Origin of the sequence: Spiroplasma poulsonii (assembly GCF_009866525.1) — a bacterium.
GTDB classification, from domain to species: domain Bacteria; phylum Bacillota_I; class Bacilli_A; order Mycoplasmatales; family Mycoplasmataceae; genus Spiroplasma; species Spiroplasma poulsonii.
In genome coordinates, this window is record NZ_CM020866.1 from 1,469,412 (window position 1) to 1,486,250 (window position 16,839).

Annotated in this window: 25 protein-coding genes and 10 tRNA genes; 5 read left to right on the forward strand and 30 right to left on the reverse strand. The window is 27.3% G+C overall.

Annotation, left to right across the window (positions count from 1 at the left end):
* The gene (locus MSROBK_RS08280; protein ID WP_040093947.1) at positions 1-606 is read left to right on the forward strand and encodes a hypothetical protein; all 606 of its coding nucleotides are present in this window, start codon (positions 1-3) and stop codon (positions 604-606) included.
* Positions 607-619: 13 nt separating this feature from the next.
* Positions 620-1,018, forward strand: a complete 399-nt coding sequence (locus MSROBK_RS08285) for a hypothetical protein (protein WP_133165073.1) — start codon at positions 620-622, stop codon at positions 1,016-1,018.
* A 19-nt stretch (positions 1,019-1,037) separates the two neighbouring features.
* Here the strand turns inward: MSROBK_RS08285 and MSROBK_RS08290 are convergent, their stop codons facing one another.
* The 12 genes from MSROBK_RS08290 to MSROBK_RS08345 all read right to left on the reverse strand — a co-directional run bounded on the left by MSROBK_RS08290 (position 1,038) and on the right by MSROBK_RS08345 (position 7,943).
* On the reverse strand, positions 1,038-1,268 hold the full coding sequence (locus MSROBK_RS08290) for a hypothetical protein (RefSeq protein ID WP_105629001.1): 231 nt from the start codon (positions 1,266-1,268) through the stop codon (positions 1,038-1,040).
* Positions 1,240-1,443: a hypothetical protein gene (locus MSROBK_RS08295; RefSeq protein WP_105629002.1), complete on the reverse strand. Its 204-nt coding sequence runs from the start codon at positions 1,441-1,443 to the stop codon at positions 1,240-1,242. Before MSROBK_RS08295 ends, MSROBK_RS08290 begins: the two co-directional genes overlap by 29 nt.
* Positions 1,433-1,939: a hypothetical protein gene (locus tag MSROBK_RS08300; protein ID WP_133165074.1), complete on the reverse strand. Its 507-nt coding sequence runs from the start codon at positions 1,937-1,939 to the stop codon at positions 1,433-1,435. Before MSROBK_RS08300 ends, MSROBK_RS08295 begins: the two co-directional genes overlap by 11 nt.
* Entirely contained in the window at positions 1,924-2,847 is a 924-nt protein-coding gene (locus MSROBK_RS08305; RefSeq protein WP_052443531.1) for a recombinase RecT, read from the reverse strand. The genes MSROBK_RS08300 and MSROBK_RS08305 overlap by 16 nt, the downstream gene beginning before the upstream one ends.
* Before the next feature lies 1 nt (position 2,848).
* Positions 2,849-3,550 (reverse strand): hypothetical protein, encoded by a 702-nt coding sequence (locus MSROBK_RS08310; protein WP_040093959.1) that lies wholly within the window; start codon positions 3,548-3,550, stop codon positions 2,849-2,851.
* 2 nt (positions 3,551-3,552) lie between these two features.
* Positions 3,553-3,690 carry a hypothetical protein gene (locus MSROBK_RS08315; protein ID WP_157944246.1) on the reverse strand — a complete coding sequence of 46 codons (138 nt, stop codon included), beginning with the start codon at positions 3,688-3,690 and terminating at the stop codon, positions 3,553-3,555.
* A gap of 1 nt (position 3,691) precedes the next feature.
* Positions 3,692-3,913: a hypothetical protein gene (locus MSROBK_RS08320; protein ID WP_133165075.1), complete on the reverse strand. Its 222-nt coding sequence runs from the start codon at positions 3,911-3,913 to the stop codon at positions 3,692-3,694.
* A 509-nt stretch (positions 3,914-4,422) separates the two neighbouring features.
* Positions 4,423-4,662 carry a hypothetical protein gene (locus tag MSROBK_RS08325; protein WP_040093964.1) on the reverse strand — a complete coding sequence of 80 codons (240 nt, stop codon included), beginning with the start codon at positions 4,660-4,662 and terminating at the stop codon, positions 4,423-4,425.
* 580 nt (positions 4,663-5,242) lie between these two features.
* Positions 5,243-6,001: a hypothetical protein gene (locus tag MSROBK_RS08330; RefSeq protein WP_040093969.1), complete on the reverse strand. Its 759-nt coding sequence runs from the start codon at positions 5,999-6,001 to the stop codon at positions 5,243-5,245.
* A 139-nt stretch (positions 6,002-6,140) separates the two neighbouring features.
* On the reverse strand, positions 6,141-6,452 hold the full coding sequence (locus tag MSROBK_RS08335; RefSeq protein WP_040093971.1) for a lipoprotein: 312 nt from the start codon (positions 6,450-6,452) through the stop codon (positions 6,141-6,143).
* A gap of 176 nt (positions 6,453-6,628) precedes the next feature.
* Positions 6,629-7,375, reverse strand: coding sequence for a glucosamine-6-phosphate deaminase (nagB, locus tag MSROBK_RS08340; protein WP_040093973.1), 747 nt, complete (start codon positions 7,373-7,375; stop codon positions 6,629-6,631).
* A gap of 58 nt (positions 7,376-7,433) precedes the next feature.
* Positions 7,434-7,943, reverse strand: a complete 510-nt coding sequence (locus MSROBK_RS08345; protein WP_227991209.1) for an amidohydrolase family protein — start codon at positions 7,941-7,943, stop codon at positions 7,434-7,436.
* A gap of 75 nt (positions 7,944-8,018) precedes the next feature.
* On the opposite strand from MSROBK_RS08345, the gene MSROBK_RS14085 reads away from it, so the two are divergent.
* Positions 8,019-8,471 carry an IS5 family transposase gene (locus MSROBK_RS14085; protein WP_040092446.1) on the forward strand — a complete coding sequence of 151 codons (453 nt, stop codon included), beginning with the start codon at positions 8,019-8,021 and terminating at the stop codon, positions 8,469-8,471.
* Positions 8,456-8,854, forward strand: coding sequence for a transposase family protein (locus MSROBK_RS14090; protein ID WP_416375050.1), 399 nt, complete (start codon positions 8,456-8,458; stop codon positions 8,852-8,854). Before MSROBK_RS14085 ends, MSROBK_RS14090 begins: the two co-directional genes overlap by 16 nt.
* Before the next feature lie 85 nt (positions 8,855-8,939).
* On the opposite strand, the gene MSROBK_RS08355 is transcribed toward MSROBK_RS14090, so the two are convergent.
* From MSROBK_RS08355 to MSROBK_RS08445, 18 genes are all read right to left on the reverse strand, one after another.
* On the reverse strand, positions 8,940-9,665 hold the full coding sequence (locus MSROBK_RS08355; RefSeq protein ID WP_227991210.1) for an amidohydrolase family protein: 726 nt from the start codon (positions 9,663-9,665) through the stop codon (positions 8,940-8,942).
* 25 nt (positions 9,666-9,690) lie between these two features.
* Entirely contained in the window at positions 9,691-10,383 is a 693-nt protein-coding gene (locus MSROBK_RS08360; protein ID WP_040093975.1) for a hypothetical protein, read from the reverse strand.
* 95 nt (positions 10,384-10,478) lie between these two features.
* A tRNA-Phe gene (locus tag MSROBK_RS08365) sits at positions 10,479-10,554 on the reverse strand.
* Between the two features lie 5 nt (positions 10,555-10,559).
* Positions 10,560-10,635: transfer RNA gene (locus MSROBK_RS08370), tRNA-Asp, on the reverse strand.
* A gap of 2 nt (positions 10,636-10,637) precedes the next feature.
* A tRNA-Met gene (locus MSROBK_RS08375) sits at positions 10,638-10,713 on the reverse strand.
* Between the two features lie 55 nt (positions 10,714-10,768).
* Positions 10,769-10,861 (reverse strand) — tRNA-Ser (locus MSROBK_RS08380).
* Positions 10,862-10,892: 31 nt separating this feature from the next.
* Positions 10,893-10,969, reverse strand: a tRNA-Ile gene (locus MSROBK_RS08385).
* A 1-nt stretch (position 10,970) separates the two neighbouring features.
* Positions 10,971-11,047 (reverse strand) — tRNA-Met (locus MSROBK_RS08390).
* A gap of 34 nt (positions 11,048-11,081) precedes the next feature.
* Positions 11,082-11,157 (reverse strand) — tRNA-Ala (locus MSROBK_RS08395).
* 15 nt (positions 11,158-11,172) lie between these two features.
* Positions 11,173-11,249 (reverse strand) — tRNA-Pro (locus MSROBK_RS08400).
* Positions 11,250-11,272: 23 nt separating this feature from the next.
* A tRNA-Arg gene (locus MSROBK_RS08405) sits at positions 11,273-11,349 on the reverse strand.
* A 38-nt stretch (positions 11,350-11,387) separates the two neighbouring features.
* A tRNA-Cys gene (locus MSROBK_RS08410) sits at positions 11,388-11,463 on the reverse strand.
* Between the two features lie 94 nt (positions 11,464-11,557).
* Entirely contained in the window at positions 11,558-13,177 is a 1,620-nt protein-coding gene (locus MSROBK_RS08415; protein ID WP_040093977.1) for a DAK2 domain-containing protein, read from the reverse strand.
* 110 nt (positions 13,178-13,287) lie between these two features.
* The gene (locus MSROBK_RS08420) at positions 13,288-13,626 is read right to left on the reverse strand and encodes an Asp23/Gls24 family envelope stress response protein (RefSeq protein ID WP_040093978.1); all 339 of its coding nucleotides are present in this window, start codon (positions 13,624-13,626) and stop codon (positions 13,288-13,290) included.
* 1,023 nt (positions 13,627-14,649) lie between these two features.
* Positions 14,650-15,009, reverse strand: a complete 360-nt coding sequence (locus tag MSROBK_RS08430) for a Panacea domain-containing protein (protein ID WP_157944247.1) — start codon at positions 15,007-15,009, stop codon at positions 14,650-14,652.
* Positions 15,002-15,166, reverse strand: coding sequence for a hypothetical protein (locus MSROBK_RS08435; protein WP_157944248.1), 165 nt, complete (start codon positions 15,164-15,166; stop codon positions 15,002-15,004). The genes MSROBK_RS08430 and MSROBK_RS08435 overlap by 8 nt, the downstream gene beginning before the upstream one ends.
* Before the next feature lie 209 nt (positions 15,167-15,375).
* Complete coding sequence (locus MSROBK_RS08440; protein WP_040093982.1) at positions 15,376-15,972, reverse strand: hypothetical protein; 597 nt, start codon at positions 15,970-15,972, stop codon at positions 15,376-15,378.
* Positions 15,973-16,020: 48 nt separating this feature from the next.
* A complete protein-coding gene (locus tag MSROBK_RS08445) occupies positions 16,021-16,275 on the reverse strand; it encodes a hypothetical protein (RefSeq protein WP_040093984.1) in 255 nt (84 codons plus the stop codon).
* 288 nt (positions 16,276-16,563) lie between these two features.
* Here MSROBK_RS08445 and rpmB point away from each other — a divergent pair, with 288 nt between their 5' ends.
* Positions 16,564-16,761: a 50S ribosomal protein L28 gene (rpmB, locus tag MSROBK_RS08450; RefSeq protein ID WP_040093986.1), complete on the forward strand. Its 198-nt coding sequence runs from the start codon at positions 16,564-16,566 to the stop codon at positions 16,759-16,761.
* The last annotated feature ends 78 nt before the right edge of the window (positions 16,762-16,839 follow it).

Below are 16,839 nucleotides of genomic sequence, written 5' to 3' on the forward strand. Positions count from 1 at the left end.
ATGAAACAAGATAAAACAACTTGATTAAAGGGTGCCTTACCTTGAAATTGATTTAAAAAAGACCCTATTCCAACTTATAATTGAACTCATAAAGATATTAGAGAATGAGAAAGAAAATATAAAATTCGTAGTTGAGTAGTTAGTTTTTATACATTAATATTTTTAGCATTAAATTGTTGATTAGAATATGGGATGATTGATGGTATTAAGAATAAAATTGATTGATATAATTATGGTCAATATTGAGGTAATGGCATAGCAATATTATTAACACCTTTATTTACACATGGAATTCAAGGAATATTTGTTGCTAGTAGTAAGCCCAAAGTAGATATGAAAATTGATATACCACGATTAAAAGTTTCTAAAATGGGATTAGTATTTACAATTTTACCTTTAATCACTTTAATAATTTCTTTAATTATAATTTGAATTGATAAATCAAAATGAAAAAAAGACCATTTAAGACATTGTTTAGATTGTCGGATTAATCCGCGTGTTATTCAACCACGAATAGCAAAACAATGAAATAATTTAGATGGCATAACAGAAGAAAAATTAAAAAATATACAAAATGAAAATAACAAAGAATTAAATTTAAAATAGACTATATATAGGGGTGGCTGATATTTTTGGGTGGTTATATAGTTTAATTTATAAATTATTTTGTTCTGAAAGAATGGATGGCCACTGTTTGAGTAAGGATAAGAAAGGAAATAAAGAAATGGAAATTAGTAATGAAATAGTAATTGCTTTACTTGTATTAGCGGGTGCTGGTGGAATGGGTAGTCTTGGTATTCTTGGATTATCTGCTAAAAAAATTAAAAAATATAAAGCAGAAATTAGAGAATTAAGAACTGCTGTTATTGCCCACGAAAAACATTTACGAGGACCTGATTATGCAACTGAATTAGCATTAAAAACAGGTCAAATTAAAAATGTTAAAAAACAAGTTAAAGTAAACGATAAAAAACAAGAACAAAAAGATGCTATTAAAAAACTAACAAATAGTATTTAAAAAAAATAACCTTAATTGGTTATTTTTTATTTTCTAATATTAAGTCTAAATTTTTAACTTTACAAATAACTAAATTATTTTCTCCATAATTATTTTTATAATATTCTCAGTATTCAGTTGAATTAATATCTACATCTTGTTTATCAATCCCAATTATATATTCACCACGAGGGTTTTTACAAGGGCGATTACCTTGTTCATAGCGATAACATAAAATATAATTATTTATATTCTTTATTTCCTTTATCATGTGTTATATAAAAGTTAATAAGATATTCTATTTTTTGAGAATAAGTACTAAAATTTAATTCATTTCAAACTTTTTCTTCGTTTTTATTTAAGTAAATATTAACATTCCTAATTTTGCAAGAATAATATTTTCCAGTTTTTTGATTATATGAATGTTTCATAATATTAACTCTCATAATTAGCAATAATAATGGCATCTCGTAAATGATTACTTATTTTTTCATTCTTATTTTTTCAACCTTTACCATATTCATAAGTTAAATTAATATCTTTTTCATATTTTCATACAGAACTATCATTATATTTACTTAAATTTTCCATATTTTTAACAACTGATTTAGTATGGCGTGGTGATACTCAATTATAACTAACTCAAGTATTTTCAATCGCACCCAGTAATCTTAATAAATCATCTCTATCTTTACTAGCATTAGCAGATGTATATAAACAATCTTCAATATTTAATCCTTTTGGAAAAAGTTCACCTTTATTTTTTACATAATAATCTGAATATAAATATTCATCTATAAATTCATCAATAAATTTATAATGTTCTTTTCAATATTTACTAGTAAATTCATTTTGTTTAATTAATTTATTATCTTCATATATAACAATAGCAGTAGTACCAGTTCCTGATGGGTCAATACCTATTTTTATCAAGTGGCTCATTCCTCATCGTTATTATTATTAACTGTTGGTACTACATTTGAAATATCTTCTTCTTTAACTACATTATCGTTTATGTCCACTATTTCATCATTAGGTGGGGTATATAATTTTATATTATTTGATAAAATTTCATCGTTAATATGCCCCTTATTTTGAGTGAAAGTAGCATCATTATCAATATAAATCTTTTCATCATTAGTTGTAATAACTGCTTGATCTGATTTATATGCTTGTTGTAATTCAACTGACATAATACCTCATTTTCTTAATAATGATGTTAATACGGTTTTAAGGGCCATTTCATCAAAACTAGCAATATAAAATGATTTATTTTTAGCATAAGTTTTAGAATATTTCATAAAATGATTTTCCATTTGTTCTTTGGTCATATATAAAGTTTTTTCAAAACCATTAACCATTTTAAAGTATGCTACATAACCAATAATTGGTAATTTTTCTCTTTCATCTTCATTTTGAATTCAATTAAAACTAGTTCCTTTTAAACGATCATAATTTACTAATTCATTTTCTTTTACATCTGATACTGACATATCTAAATATTGACCACTTCTTTGGGCTAATTGAATATAACCTTTATAACCCATTTGAAATTGTGCTTGATTAACTCATTCTTGTATTTCACGACCATTAATAATTCTTGTTATTTTTGTGTTATATGGTACTACATAAGCATAACCAAATTGTTTTTCCATTGGTAAATTTAATAAAACACCTTGATAACAAGCAGTCATAATTGTTTTTGGATCGGCTTTTTGTAATAATTCATTACTATTTGATATTGCAATTATATTACTTTTAAATCTTGCAATTTCATTTTCATTAGAAAATTTACTTTTTATTCATTCTGTTGTTCTATCTGTTCTTAAAAATTCAACAATATTTGCCATATTATTTTTCTCCTTTATTTATTTTAAAATTAATACCTTTAACCCCAATTAAATTAATATCTTTATTACTATCTCACTGATCTTTAATTTCATTTTTAACAATTTGTTCATCAATAGTTAAATAATTTTTAATAAGATTAATAAGTTCTAATTTATCGGCTTTTTGTAAAAAATCATCATTAATACCAATAACCTCAATATCTTTAATTAATAATTTATCTTTACGAAAATTACTAGTAATAATTTTTAATTCTTGCTCTTGTTTTGCTATACTTTTAATTTCTAAAAATTGTTCTTTTTTATGATTTTCAATAATTTCATTTTGTTTTTGAAATTGAATATTAATAACATTATTTTTTAAAGAATCATGATTATTCTTAATATTATTTTCTAAATTCAAAATATCTTTTCTAATAAAATTTAATTCATCTTTAAAATTTTTTATTAATTCTAATGGTTTTCTAAAAACATAATCAATTTTTGAAACTACTAATTTTAAATCTTTTAGTGATTGTGATTTATATCCTCCATTCATTAATCAAGCTTGTTGTCGATATATAAATTCTGCTAATTCTTGTCCATTTTCATCAATTCATTTTTTAATTGGTAATGCTTTTAAACTTAATTCTTTAAAATCATTTCCTTTTAAATAAAATGGATAAGTAATATTTTTAACTTCATTATTTAACTTTAAATCTTCCATAATTAAATTTCCTCTAATTCCATTTCTTCAATTAAATTATCAATATATTCATAAGCACTTTCTTCTGAATGACATTCTTCTAATGCAATATTGAATAAGTCTTCTTCTGTATAAACATAACCATTTTCATCTTTTCACATACTAATTTACCTCATTTTTTGATATTAATATTTCTATTAATTTTCTTCCTTTTTGTTCTTTAACATCAAAATAAATTATTTCTTGATTTAATAAATATGCTTCTTCATTTTTAATTAAATTAATATCATCATTAATATTTTCTTTTTGCCCTGTTTTATTATCAAATATATTAATACAAAAATCATTGTACATATATATTGATATTAGATTTTTGATTGTCATATTTACCTCCTATTTTTAACTCGCTGGCACTCACTCCCAAGTGAAAGTGCCAAAGCGAGAGTTAGTTATATAATTAAGTATTTATCTATTTATTTACTACGCCATTCGCTTCACTGCGGGTGAGTGGTGGCGGTATGTTTTATTGTTTAATGTTTAATAATCGACAGTTGTTTTTATAAGATAATGCCAGAGAATTCTCTCTCTTCATCCGCACCATTTCAGGTCAAAGCGTTCAGTTTTTAAAATAAATTCACTTGCACCTTGAAGAGCCTAATGCTGACTTTGCGGTTTTTAAAACCTCTGTCATCCTCTAATGGGATAATATCTATCGCAAATTTATTTATAAAGTGGCCATCTCAATATTTATTGTCGTTTGATGTTGACCTCGCACTTATCACGACTATCGCTTGTTAAAGCGTCTATTATTTCCGGACTGATTACCGCTGGGCTAGACCGCCTCACGTGGAATAAAAACACTTAGTTATTTAAAATAACCGTCCCACACTGCATTAAGTTGTTTTATAAAATCAAAGTTTTAACAAACCAGTTTCATAATCAAAGATAATTTTTGAATTTTCTAAGCGTTTATAAAACAGCTTTTGGTTTTTATCTTTTGTATGATTTAATAAATCTTTATGTTTTTCACAAGTTCATAAAACTTTATTTGATACAAATTCTTCGGTAATGAATGATATTGCTTTATAGCAATTATCAATATCGCAAATTTGTTTTTGTTTATTAATTTTCATTACTCATTCCTTTCTTTGGTATTATTTTTTTATTTATTAGCAAAATTAATTAATTGAAACAGAGAAAAGACAACACCTTAAATTAGGAGAAAAAACAGGTACACTTTGTAAAGATTTCTAAGATATTTAACAAATGTGTAATACAACTTTTAAAAAGTTAATAAAAGTTGTGATAAAAAGTTTCTATTTTAAGAACTTAAGATGCTGTCCTTTCTCTGAATTAATTAATAATTATGGGTTTACAAATAAAAAAACAACCCTTTAATAAGAGTTGTTTTAGCGCGTTTCGTTTTACAGTTTACAATTGTTTAGTTGTTTTATCCAAATATTCAAATATCATTTTTTTAGTAAAGGTTGCTGTGATTGAAATACTTTCATTAGTTATTAAATCAAGTTTTTTAAAAACAGCCTCAGTTAACAAATTCTTAATTGTATCACTAGATAATATTATAAAATTATAATGATAATCCTCGTTACCAAGAATTGCCTTCGGAATTGTGATAGTTATGCCCCAGTTTTCATTTAAACTCTTTGTAAATAAATTACTAAACGAATCTTTAACTCTTTTAATTTCAAGTAATTATGTCATTGCATAACTAATTTTAGATTCATTCTCACTTTGTTCTCATGGTTTATTATATTTAACTTTACCACTAGCAACATCTTTTGATGAACCTAAGGTTTCTAATAATAATGGTTCATCAGCAGATGACCATTCACCATTCTTATTTTGTCAACCTTCTAAAATATTATGAAAAAGTGATTCAAGATTAGTATTAAACTTTAAAAATTCGTCATCTTTTTTAATTGCTTTATTTTTGATTTTACTATTAACGCTTAAAAAACCATCATTATTAATATTTTTTGGTTTAGCAAATAAATATTTCCCTAATAAAAGTAATTTATTATCCGAATTATTAATATCTTTTTCTTGCTGCAGAAAATTATTAAAGTTAATAACATTTGGTAATAACGCATTTAAAATATCAAGATATTTACCTTGATATGTTATTGTCAGACCCGTTATTATTTTTGTTTCACCCGAAAAAGTACTTTCTTTATAGTCTTCTCTTAATAATTTACTAAATTCAGAACTTAATTGTAAACTATTAACAAATTCATTTCATTGTTTTCAATGAGGGTCACTCTCATTAAAACTGGTCGGAATTACTGTTGGCAAAGGGCCTAAACTATTAACTGATGTTAATAGTTTTAATATGTTACTAAAAACAGATGCTTCTACAAGTAATGAAACATTTAACCTTTCATTATCACCATCTAAATTAGTTATATTTTTCTTTATTGTTTCAACTTCTTTAAGATTTAAAACATTAGTCATAAAGTAAACTGAAAAAATTGTATTTTTTTGTTCAGCTATTTTATTGTTTTTTAAATCATGCCCTTTAAATTTTGCGGTTAATTGTAAATGACCATGTGCTTTTCATCGCCCCGCTTCATCAGCCGTAATTTCTTTAAAGTTAGCGGGCGTTATTTGCTAATTCATCTTTAATATCTGCAAAGTGATCATCATATAATTTTTTAATTACATCATCTGCCTTAATATCATTATAATTTTCATTATCTAAAATCATTGGATTTGTCTCAGAATAAGAATTAATTTTTTCATTAAAATTCTTTTCTTGCTTTTCAAGTTCTTTCTTTTCTTTTTCATTGTCAACTTCTATTGTTGGATTTATTGATGTAATTTTATTTTGTTTACAAGCAATCGCCCCTAGACTCGTTGTACTAATAAATGTTAAACCACTTAAAAGCGTTAAAAGCTTTTTCATCTTTCCACTCCCTTGTTTTAAGCAAAAAATACAATTTTTATTGAAAATTTTAATATTATTATTAAATTAATAAATTATTATTACTTTTTTTGTTAGTAAATAGCAAAATTACTATATCACAAAAAAAGTTTTAACAACTTTAATTTCAATAGTCGTGAAAACTTTTTTCTAATCCATTAATTAATGTTAATTCCGTGAGATTGTAATAAACCAGCCGCCGTTTTATCAACGACAACAGTAACATCCTGATGCATTTGTAAAGCGGTGCATGGTCATAAATTATTGATTTCTCCTTCAACTAATTGTTTAATTGCTTGTGCTTTGTTTGAACCATTGGCAATTAAAATAATTTTTTTAGCATTTAAAATTGATTTAATTCCCATTGATACTGCTTGTTTTGGTACTTCATTTGCTGAAGCAAAAAAACGGGCATTTGCTTGAATTGTTGTTTCTACCAAATCAACAACACCTGTTAAGGAATTAAAATCAGCTAGTGGCTCATTAAACCCAACATGACCATTTGTTCCAACCCCTAATAGTTGTAAATCAATTCCCCCCGCTTTAGCAATTAAAGCATCATATTCCTTTGCCCCAGCAACATAATCACCTGTTCCCAATGGAACATACGTATGGTTTTTATCAATATTAAGATGATCAAATAACTTTTCATTCATAAAATAACGATAACTTTGAAGATGAGTTGGTTCTAAACCAACATATTCATCTAAGTTAAAAGTTGTCACTTTACTTCAATCTGTCTTATTTTTTTGATAATCTTCAATAAGATACTGGTAAATTGGTTCTGGTGAAGAACCAGTTGCTAATCCAAAGACAATCTTTGGATTTTGTTGCACTGTATTGACAAAAATTTGCCCAACAACCTTTCCAATTGCATTTTCATCTTCAACAACAATTAATTTCATTTTTTTAACCTCATTTCTTACTATTGTCTTATTATATCCTATAACCTAAAAACTTCTTTTATTGCTTGAATTTCAATTGTGAATAAGCAACTTCACCTTCACATAATGTCATTAAAACCTTTAATTCTGCATCCAACACCACTAAATCCGCTAATTTGCCAACAGCAATTGAACCGGTCTTTTCAAAAATTCCTAATTGCTTGGCAATATTAGTACTAGCAACCAATGCTAATTCTTGTAATGAGCAATTAGTAAAATGATGAAAATTACGAACACAATAATCATATGTTGCCACTGACCCAGCAATTGTCTCCGTTCCTTTAATAACAACTTTTTGCCCCGTTTTAACAACTGGCAAAGGTCCAAATTGATATTCCCCATCAGGAAGCCCTTTCGCAAGCATCGCATCAGTCACTAACGCAATGCCCGTTGCTCCTTTAATCTTGTAAGTTAAATTAATAATATTTTCATTGACATGAATTCCATCACTAATTAACTCTCCAACAACTTCATTGAAATTTAAAACCGCTGGAACAACTCCTGGTTGGCGATGATCATACTTACTCATTGCATTAGACTTCTTGCGATACCCTTTTTTATTAAAAATATTATTATAAAATATAATTTATGAGGACATAAAAATATGAACAATAATAAATTTAATACTCTTAATGATAGAGAATGGTTAAGATTAACAGGAATAAAAAAATCCACTTTTAATAAAATGTTAGATATTTTAAAAGTTGCTGAAATAGAAAAATTTAAAAAAGGTGGTAAAACTAATAAATTATCATTAGAAAATAGATTATTGATGACTTTATTATATTGACGAGAATATCAGACTTATTTTCATCTTGGTAAAAGTTTTGATATTAGTGAGGCTAATTGTTATCGTAATATTAAGTGAATTGAAGATATTTTAATTAAAAACTCTGATTTTCAACAACTTGCTGGTAAAAAAGCACTAATAAATGATTATTTTAATGATAAAACTATTATTATTGATGCTACCGAAACTCCAATCCAACGCCCAAAAAAAGACAAAAACAATCTTATTCTGGTAAAAAGAAAAAACACACGATCAAAACACAAGTAATTATCGAACAAGAAACCAAAAAAATTATTGCAACAAGTTTTTCGCTCGGAAAAAAACATGATTATGCTTTATTTAAAGAATCAAAAATCCCAATTTTAAAAAATACCAAATTAATAGTTGATAGTGGTTATCAAGGAATACAAAAAAATCACAATAATGTTCTAATACCTACAAATAAAACAAAGAAAAACCCTTTAAACAAAGAACAAAAGCAATATAATAGACTAGTTTCAAAAATGAGAATTATTATTGAAAATATTTTTGCTATTCTTAAAAAATTTAAAATTATTACAGAAAAATATCGTAATCGAAGAAAAAGATTTGGTTTAAGATTTAATTTAATTGCCTCAATTTATAATTTACAATTATTATATTTAACATAAAATATTTATTTAAAATTAAATAATTTAAATAATAAATTAATTTTTCGTTGTGGAAAAATATTAAATTTTTAAATAAAAAACATAATTAATTAAAATTATATTTTTCTATTAGTATCTTTTTTACAAATATTTGCAATTTTTTAACAAGTAATGCAAGAAGTCTATTATATAAATGTGTAACATGTTTAACCCCCATTTTTACCCGCTCCGCCACTAAATCAAACGTCGCATTTGAATGACCAATTGATGGTAAAATATTATGTTCTAATAAAAACTTGGTGAAACTACCCTCTTCTTCTTCAGGTGCATATGTTACAATCCGAATATTATCATTTGAAACTGCGATTCATTTTTTTAAAAGTTCAATGTTTGGTGCTTGTAAAAGCGTTTGATCATGGGCTCCTTTAAAAGTTTTTGAAATAAATGGTCCTTCTAAATGAGCACCAATCTGGCGAGCTTGTGGACCTTTATTATAATTTGCCATATAATCTTGATAAACAGTTAAAATTGATGTTATTGTTTCATCACTACCAGTAATAATTGTTTGACAATACTTTGTGATTCCTTCTTGGGCTACTTCTTGGGCAAATTTTTGAAAACTACCAATTGTTCCTTTTTCGGTATCTTCCCCATAACCGCCATGAACATGACCATCAATAAATCCTGGCATAATAATTGCTTGTTGTAAATCATAACCTGGTTCAGTCGTCTGCCCAGCATTAACACTAATAATCTTATTATCTTTAATTTCTAATCAACCATTTGTAATTACTTGGTCTTCACAAACTATTTTTGCATTTTTTAAAATCATCTTCTTTGTCTCATCTTTCTATTCTTTAAAAAGTAAAATTTAATGGTAATTTTTTCAAATCAAATGTTACTTTTTTTCGTCCTAAGCACCGATACAAGAGCGCTAAAATTAACATATGATTATTTTCTCGCAGTAAATAAGTTTGTTTACCAACAGTAATTTTAACACCAATATCAATATATTCAACATTATTAATATTGTTTAAATTAAACTGCACAACCCTTTCATTATTATCTTTATCAAAACCATCAATAATGAATCGCTTGTTCGTAATTAACAATACTCCTTTGCAAAAAAAATCAGTCTCATTTTGAGCAGTAAAAAAATGAATATTAACGGCATTGTTTTTAAAATGACATTTTTCCTTTGATTCTAAATCAAACGCCACTGGCAAGACTTTTAACGGTCGTCACAAGGTAAAATTAACCTCTTCAACATTATAAATAAATTCTTGTTCACGACCATTTAAAACTAAATCTAATTTCCGCTGATACTTATAAAAACGATGAATAAAATCTTGCGTATAAGCAAAGTTTTTTAAAATCCAGCGTTTAAAAATCCAATACTTAAAACTGCGAAAGTTTTGCTCACCCATTTTTTTCTGATAACGGTCTAACACAAACCGTGGTTTATACTTAAAATTATCTTCATTTAAAGCAAATTTTCATTTTTCACGTTTTAAATAAAAAGTTACATCTTTTGTCATTCTTGAAAACATTTCCATCACCTTTGTTAATTATATAACAAAATAAAAAAACTCTAAACTAATCAATTATTAATTTAGAGTCTAGGGTTATTTTTAACTAAATTCAATGGTGGTTCAGGACGGAATTGAACCGCCGACACTTTGAGCTTCAATCAAATGCTCTACCGACTGAGCTACTGAACCACGATTGGCGGTCTTGACGGGATTTGAACCCGCGATCTCCTCTGTGACAGAGAGGCATGATAACCACTTCACTACAAGACCATTGGTTGCGGGGGCGGGACTTGAACCCGCGACCTTTGGGTTATGAGCCCAACAAGCTAACCACTGCTCCACCCCACAATTTTAATACTATCATATTTTAAGTTTTAATTGCAAGTTTTTTCTTGCAAAAAAATGGCGGAAGATGAGGGATTCGAACCCCCGCGCGGCTTTCACCGCCTGTCGGTTTTCAAGACCGATCCCTTCAACCAGGCTTGGGTAATCTTCCACGATGCTCTAAAAGCAATTAAATATAACAATGGTGGACCCTACTGGACTTGAACCAGTGACCATCCGGTTATGAGCCGGATGCTCTAACCAACTGAGCTAAGGGTCCATGGTAGCGAGAAAGAGACTTGAACTCTTGACCTCCCGGGTATGAGCCGAGCGCTCTAACCAGCTGAGCTATCCCGCCATATAAAAATTTTAATTGCTTTTTGGTAAATTAATGGTGGACCCGAACGGGATCGAACCGTCGACCCCCTGCATGCAAGGCAGGTGCTCTCCCAGCTGAGCTACGGGCCCAATTAAATAAAAAAATGGTCGGAAAGACAGGATTTGAACCTGCGACCCCTCGGTCCCAAACCGAGTGCTCTACCAAGCTAAGCTACTTTCCGAAAAAAAATAACATTTAAATAGATGGCGCGCCCAGAAGGATTCGAACCCTCAACCTTTTGATCCGTAGTCAAACGATCTATCCAATTGATCTATGGGCGCATAGAAGTAAAAGTATTTAAATGTTAATCCGATTTAAATGGAGGCACTAGTCGGACTCGAACCGACGATCGGGGAGTTGCAGTCCCATGCCTTAGCCACCTTGGCTATAGTGCCATAAAATCTAAACCCCTACTATATTATCATATTCACAATGCATTTCAACTAAAATAGACAAAAAACTTAAAATCATTTTCTTAATAAAAATTTTTTATTCAACAGCAATTAAAAATGAATATAATGGTTGATCACCATCAATAAATTCATATTCAACATCAAAACTTTCGTCAAGATATTTCCGGATGGCATTAATATCTCGCCTTTCAGCATCTTCACCCGTGAAAATTGTAACAATTTCTGTTGATTTACTAATCGCGCGGTCAAATAAATATTTCATTGTTTTTGATAAGGTTGGATATGAACAAATAATTTTTTTATTCATAATACCCATATATTCCCCTTTATTAATTTTAACCCCATCAATTGATGTTGTCTTTGCCGAAGCAGTAATTCCTAAACTTGTTACGGTTTTTAAACTTGATTTTAAAGTTGAAAAATTCTTTTTCGCAATTTCACCTGGTTCAAATGATAATGCGGCAACCATTCCTTCTTGAATCGAAGTTGTCGGTACAACATAAACATTTGATTTTCGTTCAACTTTTGCTGCTTGTTGTGCTGCTAAAATTGCATTACTGTTGTTAGGTAAAATAAAAACATCAACTGCATCAACCGCTTCAATAGCACTTAAATAATCATCTGTTGAAGGATTCATTGAAGAACCACCATTAACAGTATATTGAATATTTAAATCACTTTTAAAAAATTGAGCAATACCATTTGCTGGTGTTACTGCAATAATTGCCGCTGGATTTTTTAATTCCCGTTCAACGCTAATTGTTTTAACATGTTTTGCTGCTTGTAAATTCATATTTTCAATTTTAATATTTTTAAATTCACCATGTTGTTGTAAAAATATTAAAGTATTTCCAGGCATCAAGGTATGAACATGCACTTTTAAAATGTCATTATCAACAACAGCCACAATTGAATGGCCACCTTGATCTTCTAAGGTTTGGCGAACTTGGGTAACATTAATTTTATTAATATGTTTGCTATCTAAGATAACAATTGCTTCAGTACAATAATCAAATTCTTCGTTTTGTAAATCCATTACAACATTATCACCAGTATTTTCAATTTGTTTTTTCCGTTGTGGCACAATTTTCCCAGTTTTTCAATATATTGTAATTCCTTCAAAAATTTTTACTAAGCCAAAACCACCCGAATCAACAACACCAACTTCTTTTAAAACTGGTAATAACTCTGGGGTATTATTTAGAGATTCTGTTGAAAAATCAACAATTTTCTGAAATAAATCAGGAAGCGGAATTTCTTGATCCAATGTTAAAACATGTTCAGCTGTTTCACGAATAACAGTTAAAATTGTCCCTTCAACAGGTTTCATCACAGCTTTATAAGCTACTTCTTTTGCTTCTGAGATTCCTGCTTTAACTGAAACAAAATTTAATTCATCAAACTCTTTTAGACCGTTAGCAAAACCACGGAAAATCTGTGACAAAATAACACCAGAATTCCCCCGTGCTCCCATAATTAATCCTCGGGCAAAAACATCAGCAATTTTACTAATTGACTCTGAATCAAGGTCATTAATCTCCTTAACGGCATTTGTCATTGTTAAATTCATATTTGTTCCTGTATCACCATCGGGAACTGGAAAAACATTTAATTTATCAATTTCTGGATAAAAGTTATATAAATTGTTATACCCGCTGATTAGTGAATCTTTAAAAGATTTTGCATTAAATTCCATTTCTATCACCTTTACATTTTTCATTTAATTACTTTTTCCTTTTTTAATTCTCTTAAGTGATATAATTGTAAATCTTGCATTGTGCTAATATCTCGTTGTTAATAAATTTGTTAAATTAATAAATCTTGAATATTTACATTAACGTAAATCAGAATATCTTTTGAGTAAACATCCAATCTTTCTAATTCATACTTAATTCTAATTTGTATTTCTCGAGCAATATCTTTAATATTTACTCCTTCAAGTAAGATTAGAAAAATATCAATATAAAAATTACGACCATCTTGTCTCAATTTAATTGATTGTGAGTAATCTTTAAGTAGCATTGTAACATTTTCTTCGCTACTTTCTGCTTCATTAGCCTTAGCAAAACCAGCAACACCAGGAACGGTCGTCACTGCGGCATAAACTAAAGCTGCTATTTCAGTTACATTAACTTTTTCAATCATAAAAATCACCACTAAACTTAACATTAATAATTATAGCGAGAAAATACAATAAAGCAATAAATTTATTATATTTTCTTAATTAAAATTATTAATTTTCGTTTTCTTTCTCTACTATTATTTAAAAAAATCATCTAAATTAGTCAACATATGACTAGCACTAACAAGGCCGTCTAATGTTTTTTCCTCTGCTAATATTAATTCTTTGTTTTTTAACACAAAGTCTTTTGTATCAATGCTTTGTTTTGCTGAAAGATCTTTAATTTTGATACATTCATTAACATCCTCTCAAGAAAAACCATTTTGTACTCTTAAAGAAGCTATTGAATGAGCAATACTATGGTTTAACGCTTTTTGATCGCGTTTGCCACCAATTGTATTTTCAAATGATAAAGTTTGTGTAAACGAATAATGATTGCTACCTTGCCTTGGTCACTTGATTTTTTTACTGTCATCTCAATTATAAGATTTTCTCCCACATAGTATAATTTTACTACAAAATAAGGCTAATTAGCACCTTATCAGCCACAATAATCCAAAAATAAAAGATTCATAGATCGATGATATTTAGACTAAAAATCATCTTAAAAAGAGATAATTGTCGTAAAATAACAAATTTAACTACTTCTTTTACTTCTGATAAGTCTTATTAAAATCAAAAATTATAGCAAAAAAAACATTTTTAACTAAGATACCATATATTCGTTGTTTTCCCCCCACCCTAAAATAATCATATTTTTTAATATTTTGTGAAATTGTTTTATTAAAATGAATTTTAACATACTCTATTAATTCCAATGGTAGGGTTTTCGGCAACCCACAATTATTAGTTTGAATAGTTGAATAATAACAAGTTTGTCTTGAACCTTGTTTTAAACTTCGTATAGAATAATTACAAATTTTTTTAATTTCATTTAGAAAATCATCATTTACTTTTTTGATTTATTAATATATGTAAAATTGAAAAAAACCTTTTTATCTAATTCATCTATTTTATTGACCATAACATCCTGGCTTCGTTATTTATTAAATTAACTGTTCAATTTGTTTTAGTTTTTCGTGAAAATAACTTAATATTGCATCATCACTAATTTCTTCACCATAATTAGTTTCTTTTCACGGACCTTCAACATGCGAGATTGTTACTAATTCAAGCGCACTATATTTATTAAAATATATAAAAACTTTTTCAATAAATTTTAATTGCTCTTTAGTAAAACTTTTTTCAATTTCAGCAATTTTTTCTGTTGTAAAATCCTTAAAATTATCTTTTCCAACATATGACTTTCCGTATTCTTTTAAGAAATAATACATTTCTTCTAAAACGGAGCCATATTTTCATGCTTTAAATTTTTCATCTATTATTTTTTCCTGAAATTTAGCCATAAATAAACCTTGAATAAACATATGTTAATTTTTGAATTTGTAAATTTGTCATTCCAAAAACATCTTTATTTTCAATTTGTAAATTTCTTTGAATTTTATAATTTTCTGCTAATAATAAATATAGAAAATCTTTAATTTTAATTCCTTTACTTTTCATAATTATCCCTCCTTATGAAATAGATTTTATATATTCCAACCTTAATCCTTTCTAAACACTTTTTAGCAACAATAAAGACTGCCATTAATTTAAATAAATTATTATTTTATTTAATACCGCTGTAATATAATTATTATTACAAATGTTTGTTTAAATTAATGCTTTTAATGCATTAACTACATATAATCCTTTCCAAAAATAGTTAATTTTTAATCTACCAGTAATTTCACAACCATCTTACCTTGACCATTTTCAAACATAGTCTGAATTTTATCAATTAAGGCATTGCGATTATTTTGTAAGATTAATTTAATATCCTGATAAATCCCTTCATTTTTATTAAGTTTATTAATAATTTCCGCATTAAAAATTAACTCATCATTTTTATTAAAAGGACGCTGATGCTTTCTTGGATAATCGTATAACGGTAAATATGCACATGATTTTAAATTAATAATACTATCTAACCCTCTTTGCCGTAAAAGCTCGTTAATTGCAAGATATTGTTTTTCTGCTTTATGGTAAGGATGAGGGTTGCGATTACAATTTTGATCTTTTTCTCAATAAATATTCCATGCTGTTGAACGAGCTGATCAATTTTTTATTTCAATTGTCATAATATTTCGTTTGCTATTTTTATCAACACCCAATAAAGTAATATCAATTCGAGTTTGATTTTTTTGAATTCATTCAAAAACAATTAACACATCATCGGGCAATTTACTATCTGGTAATAAATTTTGAATAATTAATAAATTAAATTTTCAAGATTTTTGTTCTTCTTTACTAGGATTAAAATTGTTCATTTTACTTGCTCGTTGAATTAATTGTTCTTCAATTTTATCGATATTTTTTTAAAAATAATAAATTGTATAAATACAAAAAGCATTTAGTTTATCTGCTATTTCTCAATAATAATTTTTATTTTGAAGTTCTTGATTTAGCAATTTTTTCTTAGTAATAATAATTTGCTTTGAATCACGCGAACTAGTATTTTTAGGTTCACTTCAACCAAAATAAAAGATAAACCAAAAAACAACAATACCAGTAACACCACCAAGGAGAAAAAAGACTGATGTTGCAAACAATCCTTCTTCTGTAACAAACATACTAATCCCAATAATAATTAATAAGATACTACCCAGCGCTAAAAAACACTAGTTTTTTTCATCTATATCACCTCAGATTTTAATTTTGATTTTGATTTGTTATTATAGTTTCAATTCATAGTTACGTTTGATATCTACTAGTATTATAACAAGAAAAATACCAAATATTTTTGGGTTTAATTTAAAAAATCTAAAATATAAAAAATTAATAAAAAATCATTTTTTTCTTGCTTTTAAAGTTAAAATTCGCTATTATTTTATAGTATGTAGATATAAAGGAGTGAAATCATGGCAAGAAAATGTGAAATTACTGGCAAAGGTGCTTTATCAGGTAATAAGCGTTCACATGCGTTAAATGCAACTCGTCGTAAATGAAATGTTAATTTACAAAAAGTTCGCATTGTTGTTGATGGTAAAGTTAAAACATTACGAGTAGCAACAAGAACTTTAAAAACATTAAAACGCAAAGGGCAAATTGCACAATAACAAAAACCAGGAAATATTTGAAAAATAATGAAAAAAAGTAAGGATAAATTTTAAAATTTATCCTTACTTTTTTTATAA